18 protein-coding genes are annotated in these 20,356 nt (G+C 72.6%); 8 read left to right on the forward strand and 10 right to left on the reverse strand.

What is annotated here, in order from left to right; translation table 11 throughout:
• Positions 1–156: 156 nt before the first annotated feature.
• Both ACIO5E_RS05240 and ACIO5E_RS05245 read right to left on the reverse strand, forming a co-directional pair.
• Positions 157–906 (reverse strand): response regulator, encoded by a 750-nt coding sequence (locus ACIO5E_RS05240; protein WP_400663990.1) that lies wholly within the window; start codon positions 904–906, stop codon positions 157–159.
• The gene (locus ACIO5E_RS05245) at positions 903–2,651 is read right to left on the reverse strand and encodes an ATP-binding protein (RefSeq protein WP_400663992.1); all 1,749 of its coding nucleotides are present in this window, start codon (positions 2,649–2,651) and stop codon (positions 903–905) included. The genes ACIO5E_RS05240 and ACIO5E_RS05245 overlap by 4 nt, the downstream gene beginning before the upstream one ends.
• Before the next feature lie 124 nt (positions 2,652–2,775).
• Between ACIO5E_RS05245 and ACIO5E_RS05250 the strand changes: the two genes are divergently transcribed.
• Positions 2,776–4,179 carry a cation:dicarboxylate symporter family transporter gene (locus ACIO5E_RS05250; protein ID WP_400663994.1) on the forward strand — a complete coding sequence of 468 codons (1,404 nt, stop codon included), beginning with the start codon at positions 2,776–2,778 and terminating at the stop codon, positions 4,177–4,179.
• A 166-nt stretch (positions 4,180–4,345) separates the two neighbouring features.
• Here the strand turns inward: ACIO5E_RS05250 and ACIO5E_RS05255 are convergent, their stop codons facing one another.
• Together ACIO5E_RS05255 and ACIO5E_RS05260 are read right to left on the reverse strand one after the other, a co-directional pair.
• Positions 4,346–5,311, reverse strand: a complete 966-nt coding sequence (locus ACIO5E_RS05255) for a hypothetical protein (RefSeq protein ID WP_400663996.1) — start codon at positions 5,309–5,311, stop codon at positions 4,346–4,348.
• A gap of 45 nt (positions 5,312–5,356) precedes the next feature.
• Entirely contained in the window at positions 5,357–6,073 is a 717-nt protein-coding gene (locus ACIO5E_RS05260) for an RNA polymerase sigma factor (protein WP_400663998.1), read from the reverse strand.
• 227 nt (positions 6,074–6,300) lie between these two features.
• Between ACIO5E_RS05260 and ACIO5E_RS05265 the strand changes: the two genes are divergently transcribed.
• Positions 6,301–6,666: a hypothetical protein gene (locus ACIO5E_RS05265; RefSeq protein WP_400664000.1), complete on the forward strand. Its 366-nt coding sequence runs from the start codon at positions 6,301–6,303 to the stop codon at positions 6,664–6,666.
• Between the two features lie 172 nt (positions 6,667–6,838).
• Here the strand turns inward: ACIO5E_RS05265 and ACIO5E_RS05270 are convergent, their stop codons facing one another.
• Complete coding sequence (locus ACIO5E_RS05270; RefSeq protein ID WP_400664001.1) at positions 6,839–7,906, reverse strand: RNA ligase (ATP); 1,068 nt, start codon at positions 7,904–7,906, stop codon at positions 6,839–6,841.
• 387 nt (positions 7,907–8,293) lie between these two features.
• On the opposite strand from ACIO5E_RS05270, the gene modA reads away from it, so the two are divergent.
• The 3 genes from modA (at position 8,294) to ACIO5E_RS05285 (ending at position 11,248) form a co-directional block, all read left to right on the forward strand.
• Positions 8,294–9,151 (forward strand): molybdate ABC transporter substrate-binding protein, encoded by an 858-nt coding sequence (gene modA, locus ACIO5E_RS05275; protein WP_400664003.1) that lies wholly within the window; start codon positions 8,294–8,296, stop codon positions 9,149–9,151.
• Between the two features lie 86 nt (positions 9,152–9,237).
• The gene (locus ACIO5E_RS05280; RefSeq protein ID WP_280681218.1) at positions 9,238–10,059 is read left to right on the forward strand and encodes an ABC transporter permease; all 822 of its coding nucleotides are present in this window, start codon (positions 9,238–9,240) and stop codon (positions 10,057–10,059) included.
• Positions 10,060–10,147: 88 nt separating this feature from the next.
• The gene (locus ACIO5E_RS05285) at positions 10,148–11,248 is read left to right on the forward strand and encodes an ABC transporter ATP-binding protein (protein ID WP_400664005.1); all 1,101 of its coding nucleotides are present in this window, start codon (positions 10,148–10,150) and stop codon (positions 11,246–11,248) included.
• Between the two features lie 59 nt (positions 11,249–11,307).
• Here ACIO5E_RS05285 and ACIO5E_RS05290 read toward each other — a convergent pair whose 3' ends face one another.
• Positions 11,308–11,919 (reverse strand): response regulator, encoded by a 612-nt coding sequence (locus ACIO5E_RS05290; protein ID WP_400664435.1) that lies wholly within the window; start codon positions 11,917–11,919, stop codon positions 11,308–11,310.
• Between the two features lie 92 nt (positions 11,920–12,011).
• On the reverse strand, positions 12,012–13,313 hold the full coding sequence (locus tag ACIO5E_RS05295) for a histidine kinase (protein ID WP_400664007.1): 1,302 nt from the start codon (positions 13,311–13,313) through the stop codon (positions 12,012–12,014).
• Between the two features lie 224 nt (positions 13,314–13,537).
• On the opposite strand from ACIO5E_RS05295, the gene ACIO5E_RS05300 reads away from it, so the two are divergent.
• From ACIO5E_RS05300 to ACIO5E_RS05310, 3 genes are read left to right on the forward strand one after another with little or no spacing between them, the layout of a single operon-like run.
• Positions 13,538–14,476, forward strand: a complete 939-nt coding sequence (locus ACIO5E_RS05300) for an ABC transporter ATP-binding protein (protein WP_400664009.1) — start codon at positions 13,538–13,540, stop codon at positions 14,474–14,476.
• Positions 14,473–15,243 carry a hypothetical protein gene (locus ACIO5E_RS05305; RefSeq protein WP_400664011.1) on the forward strand — a complete coding sequence of 257 codons (771 nt, stop codon included), beginning with the start codon at positions 14,473–14,475 and terminating at the stop codon, positions 15,241–15,243. Before ACIO5E_RS05300 ends, ACIO5E_RS05305 begins: the two co-directional genes overlap by 4 nt.
• A 17-nt stretch (positions 15,244–15,260) precedes the next feature.
• Entirely contained in the window at positions 15,261–16,013 is a 753-nt protein-coding gene (locus ACIO5E_RS05310; protein WP_400664012.1) for a hypothetical protein, read from the forward strand.
• 335 nt (positions 16,014–16,348) lie between these two features.
• Here ACIO5E_RS05310 and ACIO5E_RS05315 read toward each other — a convergent pair whose 3' ends face one another.
• From ACIO5E_RS05315 to ACIO5E_RS05325, 3 genes are all read right to left on the reverse strand, one after another.
• Positions 16,349–18,037 (reverse strand): hypothetical protein, encoded by a 1,689-nt coding sequence (locus tag ACIO5E_RS05315; RefSeq protein WP_400664014.1) that lies wholly within the window; start codon positions 18,035–18,037, stop codon positions 16,349–16,351.
• Between the two features lie 250 nt (positions 18,038–18,287).
• Positions 18,288–19,697: a hypothetical protein gene (locus tag ACIO5E_RS05320; RefSeq protein ID WP_400664016.1), complete on the reverse strand. Its 1,410-nt coding sequence runs from the start codon at positions 19,695–19,697 to the stop codon at positions 18,288–18,290.
• Between the two features lie 10 nt (positions 19,698–19,707).
• Positions 19,708–20,166 carry a hypothetical protein gene (locus ACIO5E_RS05325; protein ID WP_400664018.1) on the reverse strand — a complete coding sequence of 153 codons (459 nt, stop codon included), beginning with the start codon at positions 20,164–20,166 and terminating at the stop codon, positions 19,708–19,710.
• Between the last annotated feature and the right edge of the window lie 190 nt (positions 20,167–20,356).

Here is a 20,356-nt window from a genome sequence, read left to right on the forward strand (position 1 = left end):
GGCGGGAACGGCGGCGAGCGACAAGGCGAACCCCCAGGAGAAGTTAGGTAAGCCTAACTTTACTGCCCCCGGCCTGGCGGGATACCCAGGGTCGCCCAGAACCACCCGAGCGAGTGAACCTCCCCCGGTCCTGCCAACGAGCGACCGGCCAAAAGGTCACGGCCCCGTGCCCCGTCGACCCGCAGGCGGCGCGTCACCCCTCCACCGGTAGCAGAGCTCCGGCCGCCCGACGCTCCCGTACTGCGGCTCCCGCACCGCGCGCCCGGTGTCGACGAGGTGTTCGAGGTACCGGCGCGCGGTGATCCGGGAGACCCCGGCGGCGGCACCCGCGGCGGCGGCGGACAGGCCCGTCGCCGCCTCGCGCAGCACGGAGGCGACGGCGTCCAGCGTGGGCGCGCTCAGCCCCTTGGGGAGGCTGCTGCGCTCGGGCGTGCGGAGCAGGGCGAACGCCTGGTCGACCTCGTCCTGGCCGGTCGCCTCACCGGTGCGCCCGAGACTGTCGCGGTAACGGGCGTAGCGTTCCAGGCGGTCGTGCAGAGCGGCGGCGCTGAAGGGTTTCAACAGGTACTGGACCACGCCCGCCGACACGGCCTGCCGGACCATCGCGAGGTCGCGGGCCGAGGTCACCGCGATGACGTCGGTGGTGTGGCCGGCGGCGCGCAGCGAACGGCAGAGCTGGAGGCCGTGGCCGTCCGGCAGGTAGAGGTCGAGCAGGGTGAGGTCGACAGGCGTCCCGGCGGCGCGGGCGCGGTCCAGGAAGCGCAGCGCGTCGGCGCAGCTGTGGACCGTCCCGGCGGCCCGGAAACCGGGTTCGCGCTCGACGTAGAGGGTGTGCGCGGCGGCGGCCACGGGGTCGTCCTCGACGACCAGCACCGAGATTCCCGGCAGGGCGGCCAGGTCGGTCACCTCGACGCTCCTTCCCGCTGCCCGGGCAGCCCGGTGAGCGGCAACCGGACGGTGAGCACCGCGCCCCGCTCGCGCCCGACCTCGACGGTGCCGCCGTTGCGCCGGGCGGCCTGGGCCACCAGGGCCAGCCCGAGGCCGTGCCCGTGCCCGTCCTGCTTGGTGCTCCAGCCGCGCCGGAAGACGTCCTCGACGGCGGCCGGGTCGATCCCCGCCCCGGTGTCGGCGACCCGCAGCAGCAGGCACCCGCCGCCACCGCCACCGCCACCAGCCCGGCCGTCCCCAGCCCCGCCACCCCCGGCCCCACCGCCGACCCCGCCACTCCCGACCCCGGCGTCGATCCGCGCGGTGACGGTCACCTCCGGCGACACCGGGCTCTGCGCGGCCCCGGCGATGGCGGCGTCCACGGCGTTGTCGATCAGGTTTCCGAGGACGGTGATCAGATCCCGCGCGGAGAGCCCGGGCGGCAGCACCCCGTCGTCGATCCGACTTTCCTCGGTGAGGGTCAACTCCACGCCGCGCTCGGCCGCTTGGGCCGCCTTGCCGAGCAGAAGCGCGGCCAGCACCGGTTCGCCGACCGCCGCGACGACCCGGTCGGTGAGCTGCTGGGCGAGTTCGAGCTCGGCGGTGGCGAACGCCACCGCCTGTTCGTGGCGGCCGAGTTCGACCAGGGAGACGACGGCGTGCAGCCGGTTGGCCGCCTCGTGCGCCTGCGCCCCGAGAGCCTCGGTGAAGCCGCGAACGGAGTCCAACTCGCCGCTGAGCGACTGGAGTTCGGTGTGGTCGCGCAGGGTGACGACGCGGCCGAGCCCGGTGCCGATGGTGGAGGTGTTGAGCACCACCACCCGCTCGGCGGTCAGGTGCACCTCGTCGCGGACCGGCTCGTCCCCGAGCACGGACGAGACCAGCGCCTGCGGAAGCCCCAGCTCCGCGACCGGTCGTCCGTCCACGTCGCCCGCCAGCCCGAGCAGTTCGCGGGCGGCGTCGTTGCACAGCACCACCCGGTGCGCGCGGTCCAGCAGGATCAGGCCCTCGCGCACCGAGCGCAGGGTCGCCTGGTGGTACTCGTAGAGGTGGCTGAGTTCGGCCGGCCCCATGCCGTGGGTGTGCCGCCGCAAGCGGGAGTTGGCGAGGTAGGTGCCGACGCCGCCGACCGCGAGCGCGATCACCGCCACCCCGACCAGGGCGAGCAGCGGGCCGCTCAGCTGCGCGGAGATGGACTCCACCGTGAGGCCCACACTGACCAGCGCGATCACCTGGTGCCGGTCGTCCAGCACCGGCGTGACCACCCGGACGGACGGGCCGAGCGTGCCGGTGTACGTCTCGCTGCGGGTCTGCCCCGCGAGCGCCCAGTCGATGTGGCCGAGGTAGCGCTTGCCGATCTGCTCGGACAGCGGGTGGGTCCAGCGCACGCCGTCGGTGTCCATGACGGTGATGAACGAGACCCCGGTGTCCACGCGCACCTGCTCGACGTACGGCTGCAGCACCGCGGTCGGGTCCGGCCCGGTGACGGCGGCCCGGACGGACGGCGAGTCGGCGACGGCATGGGCGACGGCGGTGACCTGACGGCGGGCCGCGTCCTCGGTGCGGCCGGCGGTGAAGAGGTACGCGAGCACCGCGCCGCCCGCCACCACGGCGGCGACGATGACCACCTGGACGACGAAGAGCTGCCCGGCCAGGCTGCGGACCAGCCCGCGGGGCACCGGGAGCCGTCGGCGCGAGGGTGCGGGGGCGGTGCGCTCGGACATGCCTGCCAGTGTGCACGACCGTGAACTCTATGAACGCAAACGTGACCTCCGTCACTCCCAGGACCGATAGTCGGAGCGGCCCACCACCCGGGGCCGCCAGGACTGCACGGCGAAGGAGCCGCAGATGTCGATCGTTGGTGCCGCACCGGCGGGGGGATCCAGACGCAAGGATCGGACCCACTACCTCTACCTCGCCGTCATCGCCGCCGTGGTCGCGGGCGTGGTGGTCGGTCTGGCCGCCCCCGGCTTCGCCGTGGAGCTGAAGCCGGTCGGCACCGGCTTCGTCAACCTGATCAAGATGATGATCAGCCCGGTGATCTTCTGCACCATCGTGCTGGGCATCGGCTCCGTCACCAAGGCCGCCAAGGTCGGCAAGGTCGGCGGGCTCGCCCTCGGCTACTTCCTCGCGATGTCGACCGTCGCGCTGGCCATCGGCCTGGTCGTCGGCAACCTGCTGGAGCCCGGCGGCGGCCTGCACCTGACCGCCGCGCTCGCGAAGTCCGGGCACGCCCAGGCGGCGACCGGCGGCGCCCAGTCGACCGCCGACTTCCTGCTCGGGATGATCCCCACCACCATGTTCTCGGCCCTCACCGAGGGCAAGGTGCTGCAGACCCTGCTGGTCGCGCTGCTCGCCGGCTTCGCCCTGCAGGCGATGGGCCCGGTCGGCGCCCCGGTGCTGCGCGGGATCGAGCACGTGCAGCGGCTGGTCTTCCGGGTCATGTCGATGATCATGTGGGCGGCGCCGATCGGTGCCTTCGGGGCGATGGCCGCCGTCGTCGGGGCGACCGGCACGGCCGCGCTGAAGAGCCTCGCCGTCATCATGATCGGCTTCTACGTCACCTGCGCGCTGTTCGTCGTCGTGGTGCTGGGCGCCATGCTGCGACTGATCGCCGGGGTCAACGTGTTCGCGCTGCTGCGCTACCTGGGCCGCGAGTTCCTGCTGATCCTCTCCACCTCCTCCTCCGAGAGCGCGCTGCCCCGCCTGATCGCCAAGATGGAGCACCTCGGCGTGAGCCGCCCGGTCGTCGGCATCACCGTGCCGACCGGCTACAGCTTCAACCTCGACGGCACCGCCATCTACCTCACCATGGCGTCGATCTTCATCTCCGAGGCGATGGACAAGCCGATGTCGATCGGCGAGCAGCTCTCGCTGCTGGTGTTCATGGTGATCGCCAGCAAGGGCGCCGCCGGGGTCACCGGCGCCGGGCTGGCCACCCTGGCCGGCGGGCTGCAGTCGCACAAGCCCGCCCTGGTGGACGGCGTCGGCCTGATCGTCGGCATCGACCGCTTCATGTCCGAGGCGCGGGCGCTCACCAACTTCGCGGGCAACGCCGTCGCCACCGTCCTGATCGGGCACTGGACCGGCGAGCTCGACGCGGACCGCGCCCGACGGGTGCTGGCCGGCGAGGTGCCGTTCGACGAGCGGACCCTGGTCGACACGCACGACGGTCCGAGCACGGCCCCCGAGGCCGCCCCGGCGCCGCCGGAGGCCGTCCCCGCCCAGGGCGGTGCGGCCTCGGCCTCCTGAGCGGCCCCTCCACTCCCCCGGTCCGGCGCCACCACCTCCCCCGGAAACGGCGCCGGACCGGGGGTTCCGCGTGCCCAGCGGCGCGTTCAGCAGCGCGTGGAGCCCGCGCGCAATGCCGACACGTGAAGCCGACGCGCAATGCCGACGCGTGAAGCCGGCGCCGCCGTCACAGCTCCTCGGAGCCACTCACCGCCCAGGACAGACCGCAGGCCGGATCCTCCAGCGCGACGTGCAGATGGCGCAGCCCGGCCGCCGGCTCGTGCCAGGTGAAGCAGCGCATCCGGGCCACCAGCGCGTCGACCTCGGCCCGGTCCGGACCGTTCGGGCCGTCCGCGCCGGCCATCGCGGTCAGCGCGCGCCAGAGCGCCAGTCGTCCGTGCGCCGTGCCCCTCTCGCGGTCCACGACGGCGGCCTGCACCAGCGCGGGGTAGGCGAGCGCGAACGGCAGGTACCCGCCGGTGACCCGGGCGCCGCGGGCCAGTTGGGCCGCCGCCTGCGGGGCCGGGCCCCGGACGCAGACCACCTCCGCCCAGTCCGCCAGCGCGGCCAGCGCCCGGGTGGCCTGCTGCCCGCCCAGCCGCACGCCCGGCTCGGGCAGCAGCACCTCGCCCAGGCCCTCCCGGCTGGTCGGCAGGGTCAGCAGCGCGCTGCGCGCTCCCCCGCAGGGCAGGTACTGACGCACCCGCGCCCCCTCCTCCCACCCCGCCGCCTCCCACGGTTCCAGCGACAGCGGCACGCCCTCCGGGTCGGTCTCGGCCCCGTACGAGAGGTCCTCGCCGAGCAGCACCCGGGTCTGCGCGACCAGTCGGCGCACCGGGGCCGGGACCAGCAGCGGGGCCAGCCGCAGCCAGGAGTGCCGGGTCGCCAGCACCTCCCAGAGCGGACCGGCGTCGTGGTCGGCGACCCCGGCCACGGTCCCCGGACCACCGTCCCGGTCGAACAGGCGGACGGCCAGCTCCGGCGGCGCCGAGTAGGCGATCAGGTGGCCGAGCGGCGCGGTCAGCGCCGCCGCGGACTCCTCTCCGGCCCGCTCCACGGCTGCCGCCCGCCCCTGCCGGTAGGCGGCCAGCAGTTCGGGCCAGCGGCCGTCGTCGGCCAGGGCGTGGAGGCGGTGGTCCTCGTACGTGATCACGATTTTCAGCGTACGGGCCGGGGTGGCACATCAGCTGACTTCCCGTCAGTCCGGTGCGTCGACCCCTGCCCCGGGCCGCGACTCGGGTCCCGGCTCACGCCCCACGCCCGCCCCCGACTCGCCCCCCGCTCCGGGCGCGGACCCCTGCCCGCGCTCGCACCCGCGCTCGCGCTCCAGGACGGCGCGCAGCCTCCGGTGCGCGCGGCGCCGGGTGACGGCCAGGGTGCTGCGGTGCAGGCCCAGCAGCTCGGCGGCCTCGTCCACGGTGTAGCCGTCGAGGTCGACCAGCGCCACCACCCTGGCCTGCTTGGCGGTCAGACAGTCCAGCAGCCGCAGCACCTCCCAGCGCGCCTGCAACTCGGCCATCCCGCCGGACGGCCGGTCTGCCACCGCCCGCCCCTGCTCCCGTTCGATCACCCCGGGCGGATCCGGGAGCACCGCCCGCCGTCGCTCCCGGCGCCACTGGTCGCGCAGGAGGTTCGCCATCGTGGTGAAGACGTAGGCGTACGGCTGCGGATGGCTCAGGAACCGCTCCGGCTGGCAGGCGATCCGCAGGTACGCGTCGTGCACCACGTCCCCGGCGGCGAGCGCGCACCCGGTGAGTGACGCGGCCGCGAGGTGGAGTCTCGGCAGCAATTCCGTGAACACCCGGTTGAAATCCGCCGATTGACGATCGGCGGGCTCCAGGCCGAAGTCCTTGCCGAAGTCCTTGCTGGAGTCGCTCCCGCGCCCGCCGCCACACCGACCGCCGCAATCCGTCATGCCGTTCTCCCCGGAAATCGGCACCCCTGACACCCAGTTGAGCAGGCCACGGCCCATCGGGACGGACTGTGACCTAGCTCACATCATAGTTCGTCGTCTCACCGTCCGCAGTCATTCGTGTGCAATACGTCATCGGCCGGACAGGATGGCGGGACTCACGAACACCCGTGCATCCGGACGGCCGGGACGCACCGCCCGATCAGTACCGTTGAGCGAGGAGAACCGCCATGCGAGGTCGCATCTCCAGGAAGATCGCCACGTTCGGGGTGGCCGCCGCCGCCACTCTCGGCGTGCTCGGGACCACCACCCTGCCGGCCGCCGCCGCGCCCGCCACCGACCAGACCATCACCGCCGGGGCCACCGGGGCCTCGGCCTCCGCCGCCTCCTACCACTGCGTCATCACCGCCGACTACGGGTGGCGCTGGGTGGGCTACTGCAACGTCTACTCGGGCGAGCTGCGCACCATCACCTACTGCGCGAACGGCTCGCACACCACCGGCCTGTGGATCGGCGCCCGGCCGCAGGCGTGGGACGTCTGGGGCAACTGCCCGGGCTCCAGCTGGACCAAGATCGTGTTCCAGACCCGGGGCTGAGCCACCGGCAAGGCCGATCAGGGGTGCCGTCCCGGCGGGGCGGCGCCCCTGCCGCGTGTCCACCGGGACGGACGGACTCAGGCCGGCCCGTCGCATGCCCGCCGCATGCCCGGCGGCCGGTGGACCGGTGAACCGGCGTGAGCCCGCGCCACGCCCCCTCCCCCCGCGGGGATCACTCGTACTCGGTGCCGCCCTTGCGCGTCAGATAGGCGTCGCCGACCACCTTGGCGATCGCCCGTCCACCGAGCGCCAGGCTCCAGCGCTCGGTCACCGGCCGGACCACCACACCCTCGCGCACGTGGAGTTCGCGTCCGGAGACGGTCTCCCTGCCCTGGGCGAACGCCAGCACGGTCTCCGCGTCGAACGGCCCCCGCCACAACTCGGGCACCAACGGCAGTTCGCCGTCCAGCAGTTCGGCGGCCGAGTACCAGCCCAGCTGCCCGTCCACCACGGCCGACACGTCGAACGCGGCGTACCCGGGCAGTTCGGCGCGACCCGAGGCCCCGTACGTCAGGTCCTGCACCCCGGCGCCGAAGACCTCGCCGAAGACGCCGACCCGCTCGGCGCCGAGCCGCTCGGCCAGCCGGGCCGCCACCGCCGGGATGTCGTGCGCGCGCACCGCCCGCCAGTACAGGTTGCGCTCGTCCTCGACCAGCGCGAGCCCCTGCGCGCCGATGCCCTTGGAGGACACCCGGACCTCGCCGGTCGCGGCGGTGTACGTCAGCAGGCAGCAACTGCCGTGCACCTTCTCGGTGATCACCACCGGCTCGCCGGGCTCGAAGACGTCGGGATAACGCTTGAGGTTCTCGATGTCGACCCAGGGCAGCAGGTCGGGCGCGCCGACCACGTCCCCGTTCATCGACGTCGGCACCGGCGGCTGCCACTTGACGACTCCGAGCAGCTCGGCGAAGTCCTCGCCCCGCTCCGCGGCGTCCGCGAGGTCGGTGCCCGCGAGCGCGGCCGGCAGGCAGACGATGCCCTGGGACAGTTCCCCGCGCAGCCGGACGGCCCTCACCCGGTCGGCCCGGCTGCCGGCCAGCTTGCCCGTCAGGCCCAGCTCCTCGATCAACCCCGCCGGGAGGACGGACTGTTCGGGGATGTAGACGGCGTAGTCGCCGGTCCGGTACCTGCCCTTGGCGACCACCGCCCGGTAGAGACCGACCTGCGCGAGCTCCAGCGCGTCGGCGTTCGGGTGCTCCAGCACGACCAGCTTCTCGGCGGTGACGCGCAACGTGGACATGGACGGACCCCTCCCCCTCTTCCGGGCCGTTCGGCCCCGGTGGTGCGTACTGACTTGCGTGCGGACTGCTGGACGAACGGCCCCACTCTGTCCGCTCGGCCACCCCCCGCGCGACGTAATTTCCCCGGCGTGCCCCACGGCCCGCCCCCTGCCCACCCCTGGCCCGACCCGGTGTCGAGCGAGGCACCGCCCCCACCCCTCCCCCGCGCCGTCCGTGCACGTTTGAGCCTTCCCACAGCCGGGCGGACGCCCTCTCCGTATCGCCCCTGTGCGAAGCGACAGAGGATTTATCGCTCGCATTTGCGGCACTATGATCACCGTAATGGCCGCACCTGCGACCGCATCCCCGCGCCCCTTCCGGCGCGCACCCTGGAGGGGAAGCACCCGATGAGCACCCGTACGACCACCACCCGCAGAGTCGCCGTCGCCGCCGTGGCGGCCCTCGCCCTCGGCCTCGGGGCCACTGCCTGCGGCAGCGACGGCGGCAGCAAGTCCGGCGCCGCCTCCCCGGCCTCGACCGCGGGTGCCTCGGCCTCGTCGGTGACCGGCGGCGGCAGCGTCCCGAAGGCCAGTGGCAGCATCACCGTCTTCGCCGCCGCCTCGCTCAAGGAGACCTTCACCGAGCTCGGCAAGAAGTTCGAGGCCGCGAACCCGGGTGCCAAGGTCACGTTCAACTTCGGCGGCAGCTCCAGCCTCGCCACCAGCATCAACTCGGGCGCCCCGGCGGACGTGTTCGCCGCCGCCAGCCCGGCCACCATGAAGACCGTCACCGACGCGGGCGGCGCGAGCGGCGACCCGAAGACCTTCGTCAGGAACACGCTCACCATCGCCGTGCCCAAGGGCAACCCCAAGCGCATCGCGGGCCTGAGCGACCTCACCGCCTCCGGTGTGAAGGTCGCGCTGTGCGCGAAGGAGGTGCCGTGCGGCGCCGCCGCCCTGACCGCGCTCAAGGCCGCCAACCTCAACCTCACCCCGGTCACCCTGGAGCAGGACGTCAAGGGCGCGCTGACCAAGGTCGAACTCGGTGAGGTCGACGCCTCGCTGGTGTACCGGACCGACGTGAAGTCGGATGCTGCGAAGATCGACGGTGTGGACTTCCCCGAGGCCGACAAGGCCGTGAACGACTACCCGATCGCCGCGCTGGCCAAGGCGCCGAACAAGGACGGCGCCGCCGCCTTCGTCGCGTACGTCCAGTCGCCCGAGGCCACGCAGGTGCTCACCGCGGCGGGCTTCCAGGCGCCGTGAGCGGCCGCACCACCGACGGCGCTCCGGACGGCGCTCCCGACGGCGCTCCCGGGAACGGCCAGGGGGGCGGGCTCGGCCCGACCGGCGTGGCAGGAGCGGCGAAGGCCCTGCCACGCCGGCGCCGGCGTACGCACCGCGTCCCGGTCACCCTGCTGCTCCCGGCGCTGCTCGGGCTGGCGTTCCTGATCCTCCCGCTGGTCGGCCTGCTGGTCCGGGCGCCCTGGAGCGGCCTGTCCGAGCAGCTCACCAGCACCGCCGTCTGGGACGCCCTGCGCCTGTCGCTGATCTGCGCGACGGCGGCCACGGCGGTCTCGCTGGTCCTCGGCGTCCCGCTGGCCTGGCTGCTCGCCCGCACCGAGCTGCCGGGCCGACGGGTGATCCGGGCGCTGGTCACCCTGCCGCTGGTGCTGCCGCCCGTGGTCGGCGGTGTGGCGCTGCTGCTGGTCCTCGGGCGGCGCGGCATCGTCGGCTCCTGGCTGGACTCGGCCTTCGGCATCACGCTGCCGTTCACCACCACCGGGGTCGTCATCGCCGAGGCGTTCGTGGCGATGCCGTTCCTGGTGATCAGCGTGGAAGGCGCGCTGCGCGCCGCCGACCCCCGTTACGAGGAGGCGGCCGCGACCCTGGGCGCTTCCCGGCTGACCGCGTTCCGCCGGGTGACCCTGCCGCTGATCGCCCCGGGGATCGCCGCCGGTGCCGTCCTCGCGTGGGCCCGGGCGCTCGGCGAGTTCGGCGCCACGATCACCTTCGCGGGCAACTTCCCGGGCCGTACCCAGACCATGCCGCTGGCCGTCTACCTCGCCATGGAGTCGGACCCGGAGGCGGCGATCGCGCTCTCGCTGGTCCTGCTGGTGGTCTCCGTCGCGGTCCTGGTCGGCCTGCGCGACCGCTGGATGTCGACCCCGTGACGGCCCGGCGAGCCCCTGCGACGCCCGACCGGAACACGGCCACCGCCGCCCTGCCCCCCTGGACGCCGACCCCCTGGACGCCGCCCCGATGAGCACCGCCCCCGCCCCCGACGCCGTCCCCGCTCCCGAGGCCGCCCCCGCCCTCGACGCCCGGCTACGGGTGGACCGCGCCACGTTCACCCTCGACCTCGCCCTCACCGCCGCCCCCGGCGAGGTGATCGCGCTGCTCGGCCCGAACGGCGCCGGCAAGTCCACCGCCCTGCGCGCCCTCGCCGGACTGCTCCCGCTCACCGGCGGCCACCTGCGCCTGGACGGCCAGCTGCTGGAGGACCCCGGGCAGCGCGTGCACACCCCCGCCGAGGAGCGCCCGGTCGGCGTGGTGTTCCAGGACTACCTGCTCTTCCCGCACCTCAGCGCGCTCGACAACGTCGCCTTCGGCCCGCGCTGCCAGGGCCGCCCCAAGCGCGCCGCCCGGGCCGAAGCGGCCGCCTGGCTGGAGCGGATGGGCCTGGCCGACCACGCCTCCGCACGCCCCGGCGGCCTCTCCGGCGGCCAGGCCCAGCGGGTGGCGCTGGCCCGGGCGCTGGCCGTCCGCCCCCGGCTGCTGTTGCTGGACGAACCGCTGGCCGCCCTGGACGCCCGCACCCGGCTCGACGTACGCGCCCAACTGCGGCGCCATCTGGCCGAGTTCGAGGCCGTGGCGGTGCTGGTGACGCATGATCCGCTGGACGCGATGGTGCTGGCCGACCGGCTGGTGGTGATCGAGGACGGGCGCGAGGTGCAGTCCGGCGGCCCGGCGGAGGTCGCCCGGCGCCCGCGCACCGACTACATCGCCCGCCTGGTCGGGCTCAACCTGTACCAGGGCACCGCCGAGGGCCACCAGGTCACGCTCGCGGGCGGCACCGTGCTCGCCACCACCGAGGAGCTGACCGGCCCGGCGTTCGTCGCCTTCCCGCCGTCCGCCGTGACCCTGCACCGCGAACGGCCGCAGTCCAGCGCGCGCAACGTGTGGGAGGTCGAGGTCACCGGCCTGGACCTGCACGGCGACCAGGTGCGCGCCGACCTCGCGGGCGACCTGCCGATGGCCGCCGACCTCACCCCGGCCGCCGTCGCGGAGCTGGGCCTGGCGCCCGGATCCGCGGTCTGGGCCTCGGTCAAGGCCGCCCAGACCCACGCCTACCCGGCCTGAACCCGGCCGCCGCCTGGGGCCGGTCCCGGCCCGTCCTGAGCCCGGGACCGTCCCGGGCGCTACTCCGAGGGCTCGACGAAGCCGGACTCGTACGCGGCGATCACCGCCTGGGTGCGGTCCCGCGCGCCGAGCTTCGCCAGCACGCTGCTGACGTGGGTCTTCACCGTCTGCACGCCGAGGAACAGCCGCTCGGCGATCTCTCCGTTGCTGAGGCCGCGCGCGACCAGCCGCAGCACCTCCGCCTCGCGCTCGGTCAGCGCCGCCCGGCTCATCGTCTCGCGGGCGGCCTGATTGCCGTGGCCGGCCGCGAGACGGCGGATCGTGGCCGGGAACAGCAGCGACTCGCCCGCTGCCACCAGCCGTACCGCGTGGGCGATCTCGGCCGGGCGGGAGCGCTTCAGCAGGAAGCCGTCGGCGCCCGCGCGCAGCGCCTGGTAGACGTAGTCGTCGTTCTCGAAGGTGGTGACGACCAGGATCTTCGGCGGCCGCTCCCCCGGCGCACCGGGCCGCAGGAGCTCGCGGGTCGCCGCCAGGCCGTCCAGGACCGGCATTCGGACGTCCATCAGCACGACGTGCGGGCGCAGCGCGCGGGCCAGCGCCACCGCGTCGGCGCCGTCGGCGGCCTCGCCGACCACCCGCAGGTCCCCCTGGGCCTCCAGGACGGCCCGCATCCCGGCCCGGACCAGTTCCTCGTCGTCGGCGAGCAGGATGTCGGTTATCCCGGCGGCGCCCCTCGTCGGACCGTCTCCCGCAAGATCGTTCGTCACGAGCCCAAGCGTAGGGGCAGCCGGACGGCGAGCACCCACTCCCCGTTCCCGTCGTCCGACGCCCCGGCCGTGGCCTCCCCGCCGAGCAGCGTGGCACGTTCCCGGATGCCGCGCAGCCCCTTGCCGCCCTTGCGCGCCGAGCCGGCCGCGGGCCGGGCCGGGCCACCCGAGGGCCGCGCCGCGCCGCCGGTGCCGCCGGTGCCGCCGGTGCCGGCCGCCGTCCGGTTGGCGCAGCGCAGCTCCAACTGCCCGTCCCGAACGGCGATCCGGACGCTGACCTGCTCGCCCGGGGCGTACTTGAGCGCGTTGGTGACGCCCTCCTGGACGATCCGGTAGGACTCGCGGGAGAGCACCCCGGGCAGCATGCCCGCCGACACCTCGATCCGCGCCTCGACCGGGCTCCCGGCCGCCCGGGCGGTGTCGAAGAGCGCCGGCAACTGGTCCACGCCGGGCTGCTCGGTGGCCGCTCCGCCGCCGGTCACCGCGTTGCCCCCGGTCACCGCGTTGCCCCCGGTCGCCGCGCTGCCCCCGGTCGCTGTTCCCTCCGGCGTCTCGCGGAGCAGGACGAGGGTGCGTTCGAGGTCCTCCATGGCCCGGCGGCCGGTCTCCTCGATGACTTCGAGCGCTTTGGCGGTGAAGGCCTGGTCCCCGACCTCGCGCGCGGCGCCCGCCTGAAGGACCGTCACCGTCAGTGCGTGGCCGATGGAATCGTGCAGCTCACGGGCCAACCGGTTGCGTTCCAAAAGCCGTTCGGCCCGCAGCTCCGCCTCCGCCAGCCGCTCCACCGGGGATGGCCCCAGCAGCCTCACGGCCATGGCGAGTTGAAGGCGCCCGGCGGACACCACCAGCCAGCCGTAGCCGAGCACCAGCAGCGGGGCGAGCGGGAGGTACCAGAACGCGTCCGACCCGGTCAGCAGGTCGAAGCCGCTGGTGAGGCCGAAGGACGTCGCGAACCCGACCGCCGAACCGAGCACGACCCGACCGATCAGCCAGCCGGCGGTGCGCCGCCGGTCCGCCCAGGTGCGAGAGGGCTCCGCGGCGATGTCCTCCTCCCGGTCGGGCACCAGCAGCAGCCGCGCCTGCACGCCCTCGGCGCGGCGGGCCGCGGGGACGAGGGCGATCAGGGCGAGCAGGACGGCGTCCAGCGTGACGCTCGCGATCAGGATCTCGCCCAGGCCCTTCCGGTACGTCCCCGGGTAGATCATCAGGACGACGCCCGCGAAGATCCACCCGACCAGCAGGTGCAGCAGGCGCGCATACGTGGCGCCGGCCAGCAGTGGCGCGAGAATCCTGGGCATTGCGCCATCCTGCCAGGTCAGCACCCGACCCGGGCTCCCCCGCCGGTCTGCGGTCCGCTCCCTCCCGGGAGGGAGGAGGCTCCCGACCCCGGCGGGATCCGCCGCCCCGGCCCGCTCCGGTCGAATGTGACCACCGGCCGGGACCACCGAAACCGTCGGGACCACCGAGAGCACCGAGAGCACCGGACCACCGAGGCACCGGACCACGAGAAGGGAGCGCGGCCGTGATCGAGATCCAGGGCCTCACCAAGGAGTACGACGGCCGGCGCGTCGTCGACGACCTGTCCTTCGAGGTCCGGCCCGGCCTGGTGACCGGCTTCCTCGGCCCGAACGGCGCCGGCAAGAGCACCACCATGCGCCTGGTCCTCGGCCTGGACCGCCCCACCGCCGGACGTGCCCTGGTCGGCGGCCGCCCGTACACCGAACTCGCCCAACCGCTGCGGCAGGTGGGCGCGCTGCTGGACGCCCACGCCCTGCACGGCGGCCGCACGGCCGGCGGCCACCTGCGCTGGCTCGCCGCGAGCAACGGCCTGCCGCAGCGCCGGGTGGACGAGGTGCTCGCCCAGGTCGGCCTGGCGGACGCGACCGGTCGGCGGATCCGCGGCTTCTCCCTGGGCATGCGCCAGCGTCTCGGGGTGGCCGCCGCACTGCTCGGCGACCCGCCGGTACTGCTGCTGGACGAACCGGTGAACGGTCTCGACCCGGAGGGCATCCGCTGGATCCGCAACCTGCTGCGCGAACTCGCCGCCGAGGGCCGGGCGGTGCTGGTGTCGTCCCACCTGATGACCGAAATGGCGCTCACCGCCGACCACTTGGTGGTCATCGGCCGCGGCCGGCTGCTCGCGGACGCCACCACCGCCGAGTTCATTGAGCGACACGGCCGGACCAGGATCCGCGTCCGGGCCGTGAACCCGGCCAAGCTGGCCGCCCTGCTCGGCGGCGACCTGCTCCGGCAGTCGGCCCCCGACGCCGACCTCGCCGCGACCCGGGTGGACGACGGCGCCTGGGAGGTGACCGGCGCCGAACCCGAGCAGATCGCCGCGATCGCCGCCGCGCACGGCGTGGTGCTGTACGAGATCGCGGTCCAACAGGACTCGCTGGAGGAGGCGTTCATGCGGATGACCGCCGACAGCGTCGAGTACCGGGCGGAGGCTGCCGCATGAGCCCCGGCCCCGGCCCCGACTCCGTGCCCGTCTTCAACGCCCTCAACGCCCTCAACGCGGAGCGGATCAAGCTCACCACCCTCCGCTCGCTCTGGACCACCCCGCTGCTGTCCTTCGTGCTCACCGCGGGCGGGACCACCGCGGTCGCCGCGGCGCTCGGCGGCAAGGACCGCACCATCACCGACGACCCGGGCGTGGGCGTCTTCTACGGGCTCAACTTCGGTCAGGCCGCGCTGGCCTGCTTCGCCATCCTGCTGATCGGCCAGGAGTTCAACACCCGCATGATCGACGTGTCGCTCACCGCCGTCCCCCGGCGCGGTCGGCTGTACGGCGCCAAACTCACGCTCGGCGCGCTGGTCGGCCTCGGCGTCGGCGCGGCCGGCACCGCGGGCTCCTTCGCCGGGTACGCGGCCACCGTGCCCGGCGCCTGGGACGGCCCCGACTTCGCCCGCAGTGCCACCGCGGGCGTGCTCTACCCGGTGCTGCTGGTGGTGTTCTGCCTCGGGGTGACCGCGCTGCTCGGCAACCTCACCGCCGCCATGGGTCTGCTGGTACCGGTCGTCTTCCTGCTCTCGCCGCTGCTCGGCGGCGTGCCCGGGGTCCGGCGGGTGGTCCAGTTCCTGCCCGACCGGGCCGGCCAGTACGCGCTGCACTACGCCGACGACCCGCAGGTCTCGTACGGGCACTGGACCGGACTGCTGATCATGGCCCTGTGGACCGGCGCCGCGGCCTACGGCGGCCTGCTCGCCCTGCGGCGCGCCAAGTGACCTCACCAGAAGGGAAGATGACGATGAGCGCGGCCCACGCCCTGCGCGCCGAACGGATCAAGTTCACCACCCTGCCCTCCCAGTGGGCGGCCCCGCTGGTCGCCCTGGCGCTGACCGTCGGAGTCACCGCGGCCGTCAGCGCCGCCTCCGGCCCGAAGGACCGGACCCGCGTCGTGGACCCGGCCAACGGGATCTACTACGGGCTGCTCTTCGGCCACGTGGCCGTGGCCTGCCTCGGGATCCTGCTGATCGGGCAGGAGTTCAACACCCGCATGATCAGCACCTCGCTCATCGCCGTCCCCCGGCGCGGGCGGCTGTACGGCGCCAAACTCACGCTCGGCGCCGGGCTGGGTCTGCTGCTCGGGCTGGCGTCGACGGCGGGCTCGTTCCTGGCCGTCGACGCCACCGTAGGACTGGACCTGTCCACCCCCGGCCTGGCCCGCAGCTTCCTGGCCGGCGTGCTCTACCACCCGATGCTGGTGCTGCTCTGCCTCGGACTGACCGCGATGCTGGGCAACTTCAGCGCCGCACTCGGCCTGCTCGCCCCGATGGTGTTCCTCGGCACCACCTGGCTGGCGGCCATCCCCGGCGTCCGCGAGGTCGGACAGTTCCTGCCAGACCGGGCCGGCCTGTACGCGATGCGCACCCAGACGGAGCCCGGCATCCACTACGGGCACTGGACCGGGCTGCTGATCATGGCCCTCTGGACGGCCGCAGCCGCTTACAGCGGACTGCGGGCGATCCGGCGACACCAGGCCTCCGGCGACTAGCCGGCAGCACGGGCGACGGCTGGGGCGACGCCAGGGGCGGGGTGGGGACCAGGGCGGGGACGACTAACAGCGAACAAGTAACAGCGAACAGATAACAGATTTCGAAATCTGTTATCTGTTCGCTGTCATCTGTTACTCGTCACCGCAGCGCCGGGTGGTCCGCGATCACCGTGCAGCTGCCCGGCGCGATCTCCCTGTGCCCGGGTCATGCACCCCTCTGCGGCGCGCGGTCGGCGCGCCCCGATCCGCGCGAGGTGCCGCACCCTCGACGGTCGGTAGCGCTGCCTTGTCTTCGGACCCAGAACTGCGCGGAGGATGCTGCGCGTCTCGACCGGTCAGGTCCCCGACCACTGGTCCATGAGCGCGGCCATCCGCCCCGTGTGCTCGGCGACCGCAGCCTGGAGAGAGGGGAAGTCACGTGTCGGGAAGCAGGCTTCCACCAGGCCGTAGTACGGCGCGGTCGTGGAGAGCTTTGAGGCGAGGTGCTCCGCGGGAGTGTAGTGGATCAGAGTATTGCGGAAATGCCGTGCCTCGCCGCTGCGGATCTCGGCGCTCACGGGGTGGTCAAGCATGGCGGCGAGCAGCGAGCGGGATGCCATCCCCAACGCCTTCCCGTACTGGTTCCTGAGCTTCTCCAGGCTGGACAGCACGTGGTAGAGCGTGATGTATCTCAGCTTGAACACGGTCTCGGCGGAAGCCGGGTTGTCGTCGTTCCGCAGCATGGCGTCGAGGACGTTGAGGGAGCATTGGAAGGCGGTCAGGGACGCCTTCATCTTCTCGGGCAGGCCAGCATCGAAGATCCGGGTGAAGTGGCGCTCGGACCGGCGATCCCGGAGCTCAAAGGCGTCGAGGGTGATGCTGTTCATGAACGAGGGGCCAGGCCACGACAGGTGCCCGGCCGCTTGGCTGACGTACGCGCTCTGGGCCTGGGCCACGGCCGACAGTTCCTGCCCCAGGGCGGGGAGGTCCTGCAGGGCGTCGGCGCGGAGGGCCATGACGAACCCGACCGTGTGGGTGGTGCCCACGAGCCGGCCTCGGTAGCGGTACTCGCCCAGGTCCGTCTCCCACCGGCGCGCGAGCGGGAACCAGGTGTTGCCCAGGAACGCCTGCCGTCCCTCGTCGATGATGCGTGCGAACGCGTCACCCACTTTGCCCAGTCCGGTTTTGGAGTCGTCGAAGAGCTTGACGCTAAGCCGCGCCCTCTGGATGGTCTCCTCGTGCTCGTAGGCCAGGGAGGCTGCGAGTCCGGGATCGTTGACCTTCAAGGTCCTGTACGACTCATGGATGATGAGCGACAGGTAGCTGTTCATGCAGAAGATCGGGACGACGGCCCTGCCGGTGTCCTCGACGACGCATTCCAGGAAGCGGCGGGAGAACGCGAGGTCGCCCTCGATGAGAAGACGCGCCACGTCCTGCTTGATCCCGGTTCCTGAACTCATCGAATCCCCCGCACTTTCCTGATTTGGGGCTTTTTTACCATGCCGTCCTGGCCGGGGCGATGAGTTTTGGAGGCGGGCCCGGGCGAGGGAGGCGGGCAGGGCGGCGGACCGCCCGGCGGGGCCGGGGGTTTCTCGGCCGGCTCGCGGCTGCGGCTGTCGGGGAGACGCGCTGGGGCCGCGTAGCTCACGGGCAGCCGTTGCTGATGGCGTTGCGGCAGAAGCGGGGGTGATGCCGAGTCTGGGGAAGATCTGGTAGAGGTGGCGGGTGCTGACGGCGCACGGGGAGAGGGTGAGGCGTTTGGCGGTCTCCTTGCTGGTGAGGCCTTGGGCTGTGAGGTGTGCGGCCTGAAACCCCTGTGCAGTCAGTGCGCTGATGCCGGGTGCGTCGGCGGCGCGGCCCGCGGCGCGCAGTTCCCGTTCGGCGCGCCGGGCCCAGGGCACCGCCCCGAGCTTTTCAAAGGCGGTCAGGGCGTGCTGGAGCGGGACGCGTGCGTCGGCGCCCGTGCGTGAGCGCCGCAGGTGCTCGCCCCAGGCGAGGCGGATCCGGGAGGTGTCGAAGGGCCACTCTTCCGCAGGCGGCAGCACCAGTATGTCCTCAAATCGTGCGCCTACATCACGGGCGCCGAAGGCGTGGGGTGGGGCAGTAGACCGTGCCGCTTTCCAGTGCAGCAGTTGGCCCCGAGGCGATCTCGATCACGACCCGCTTAAGCACATTCACTGCGGCACATGGCCGACGCTGGAAAAGCCCCGACGCACCGCAGATCGCCTTCAACCGTACGGCCGTTGTGACTACTCTCCCTTCCACACCCGCACCAGGCGCAGCCTCGCTCCGCCACTACTCGGGCTGGCCGTACGTGATCTCCAGCGAATGCTCCTCCAGGCTGCGGAGCCTGAGCTGGTCGTCCCGGACCTCATTGAGCAGGAAGAGCTCCCGGGTCCGGCACTCCTCGCACAGGCTGACGACGGCGAACGGCCACAGGTCGACCGGAGCCCCATATGGGGCACTGTCCACGTAGATGCGGTTGGGACGCAGCGGCCGGGTGCTCGACCGATCGAACGGCTCCCAGTTCGGATGACTGCCCCTCAGGCGGAACCCAACGATCCGGCACAAGCCCTCGTCGAGGTACTCGCACCGCTCCACCCAGTCCCAGTGGGTCCCGGAGAGCCATCTGACCGCGCTGATCGCCCCCATGATGTGCGGCTCCAACCGCTCGACGTCCTCCGCCAGTTGGTGGCTGGCGCGGACGCCGTGCGCGTGGTGCGAGGTGTTCCTGAAGTCCTTGATATGACCCAGGAGGGCGCGTGCGTTGCCCCGGTCGCGCAGGGTAGCGAGCTGTTGGATGCGGGGCGTGATTCCTTCGGCCTCCAGCCGGTCGAGGAACCAGAGCCAGGTGCCGAAGGTGGCGCCGGTCCGGAACTGCTTGCGCAGGTTTCGGGAGAATCCGTTCGACGCAGCGAGTTCGGTGAGCGCCATCACGCCCAGCACCCGAGCCAGTCCCTCGCCCAGCTTGAGCAGTCCATCCTTCTGCTCCGCCGGGTGCGTGCTGATCCGGTACCGACGGGACAGCGCGGCGGCGTGGTACGGAAAGCTCCACTCGGCGCGCGAGATGAGGTCGTCCAGCGGCCGCACGAGTTCGCCGATCAGGCCGGCCTCATGGGCGGCGAACCTGATCTCGTTCCGAACCCCCTGGACGTCCCGCTCGCCGCTGCCGAAGACGTTGGGCAGGATTCCCGACATCGTGTTCCGCAGTGCGCGCCGCCCCTCTTGCACAGTTCCCAGGAGGCCCTCCACCTCGCTGTCGGTCACCAGGTCGACGGGGACGTGCGTGTCCAGCAGGTCGCGAGCACTGGGGTACTGACCATTGTCCTTGCGGGAGTTCAACCACTCGCATAGCGCCTGGCCGTTGCTGCGGAGCGGCTGCAGCACGAAGAGCGAGGTGGCCGCCTCGCCGAAGCCCTGCGGCAGCAGGCGCCAGTTCCCCGGCCGTCCGACGAGCATGCCGCCCGAGCACAGGGTCAGCGCCGCCCCGTCCCCCGGCGCGTCGGGGAGTTCAGCGGCCGAGTCCGCCTCGTGGAGGTCTTGGGCGCGCAGGTGCTTGGGCCGGTCGGCGCCCTCCTCCTGCTCCTCACCGCGCTGCGGCGGGTGGACCCGGGTGGTCTCCAACCGGGCGAGGTTCCGCAGCAGTTCGAATTCGCCGTCGAGTTCCGGCCGGTAGAAGAGCGAGGGTGGGATCTCGCAACCCACCTGGGCCTCTTCAATCTTGGGCAGTGGCTACGAGGTCGTCCCAGCTCGCTCGGACGGCACCGTCCGTGCAGAGCGCTTCGATGAGGTCCTTCGCGGCCGCGGTGACGTTGGTCCAGACAGCATCGGTGCGGGTACCCGGCGGCTGCTTCAACAGCGCTGCGGGGCTACCGTCGAGCCGTGAGAACGCAGCTTCGAAGGCTGCGAGCGGTTGGCCGATGTGCGCCCGCAGCGAAGCGCCGAGAGCGGCGACAGACTCGCCGAGATCAAGCCGCAACGACCTCCGGTTGGAGGCGTTCTTCCAGGCGTCGACGCCACTGGCAAGCTCCAACCATTCCATGACCTCTTCAACGATCACGGTCAACGGCAGAACAGTGCTGACACCGTGGTAGCGGTCGAGCGACGAGACAAGGGACTTCAACCAGTCAGGATCACCAGCGGACCAGTGGTCGCTGACGTTGTAGTCAATCATCAATGTGAGCCTGCCCGCGGTAAAGTTCTGCTGGAAAATCGGAGATGACGCTTGTTTACGTTCAACCTGAGACAGAGACCTGCAGGAGAGGCGACCTCGCTTGTTGTGGCTGCTTGGCACGCAGCTCGGACATGGCCCAGCTCTGACTTGCCCCAGCGTCCATGAAAGACAACGACATCCTCATCGAACA

The organism is Kitasatospora sp. NPDC087314 (assembly GCF_044744365.1).
Classification (GTDB): Bacteria; Actinomycetota; Actinomycetes; order Streptomycetales; family Streptomycetaceae; genus Kitasatospora.

What these genes read in the sequence shown, in the direction of transcription:
- ACIO5E_RS05245 (WP_400663992.1), bottom strand. Translation starts at nt 2,651, where the DNA reads ATGTCCGAGCGCACCGCCCCCGCACCCTCGCGCCGACGGCTCCCGGTG.
- ACIO5E_RS05250 (WP_400663994.1), top strand. Translation starts at nt 2,776, where the DNA reads ATGTCGATCGTTGGTGCCGCACCGGCGGGGGGATCCAGACGCAAGGAT.
- ACIO5E_RS05260 (WP_400663998.1), bottom strand. Translation starts at nt 6,073, where the DNA reads ATGACGGATTGCGGCGGTCGGTGTGGCGGCGGGCGCGGGAGCGACTCC.
- ACIO5E_RS05265 (WP_400664000.1), top strand. Translation starts at nt 6,301, where the DNA reads ATGCGAGGTCGCATCTCCAGGAAGATCGCCACGTTCGGGGTGGCCGCC.
- ACIO5E_RS05270 (WP_400664001.1), bottom strand. Translation starts at nt 7,906, where the DNA reads ATGTCCACGTTGCGCGTCACCGCCGAGAAGCTGGTCGTGCTGGAGCAC.
- modA (WP_400664003.1), top strand. Translation starts at nt 8,294, where the DNA reads ATGAGCACCCGTACGACCACCACCCGCAGAGTCGCCGTCGCCGCCGTG.
- ACIO5E_RS05285 (WP_400664005.1), top strand. Translation starts at nt 10,148, where the DNA reads ATGAGCACCGCCCCCGCCCCCGACGCCGTCCCCGCTCCCGAGGCCGCC.
- ACIO5E_RS05290 (WP_400664435.1), bottom strand. Translation starts at nt 11,919, where the DNA reads ATGCGGGCCGTCCTGGAGGCCCAGGGGGACCTGCGGGTGGTCGGCGAG.
- ACIO5E_RS05295 (WP_400664007.1), bottom strand. Translation starts at nt 13,313, where the DNA reads ATGCCCAGGATTCTCGCGCCACTGCTGGCCGGCGCCACGTATGCGCGC.
- ACIO5E_RS05305 (WP_400664011.1), top strand. Translation starts at nt 14,473, where the DNA reads ATGAGCCCCGGCCCCGGCCCCGACTCCGTGCCCGTCTTCAACGCCCTC.
- ACIO5E_RS05310 (WP_400664012.1), top strand. Translation starts at nt 15,261, where the DNA reads ATGACGATGAGCGCGGCCCACGCCCTGCGCGCCGAACGGATCAAGTTC.
- ACIO5E_RS05325 (WP_400664018.1), bottom strand. Translation starts at nt 20,166, where the DNA reads ATGATTGACTACAACGTCAGCGACCACTGGTCCGCTGGTGATCCTGAC.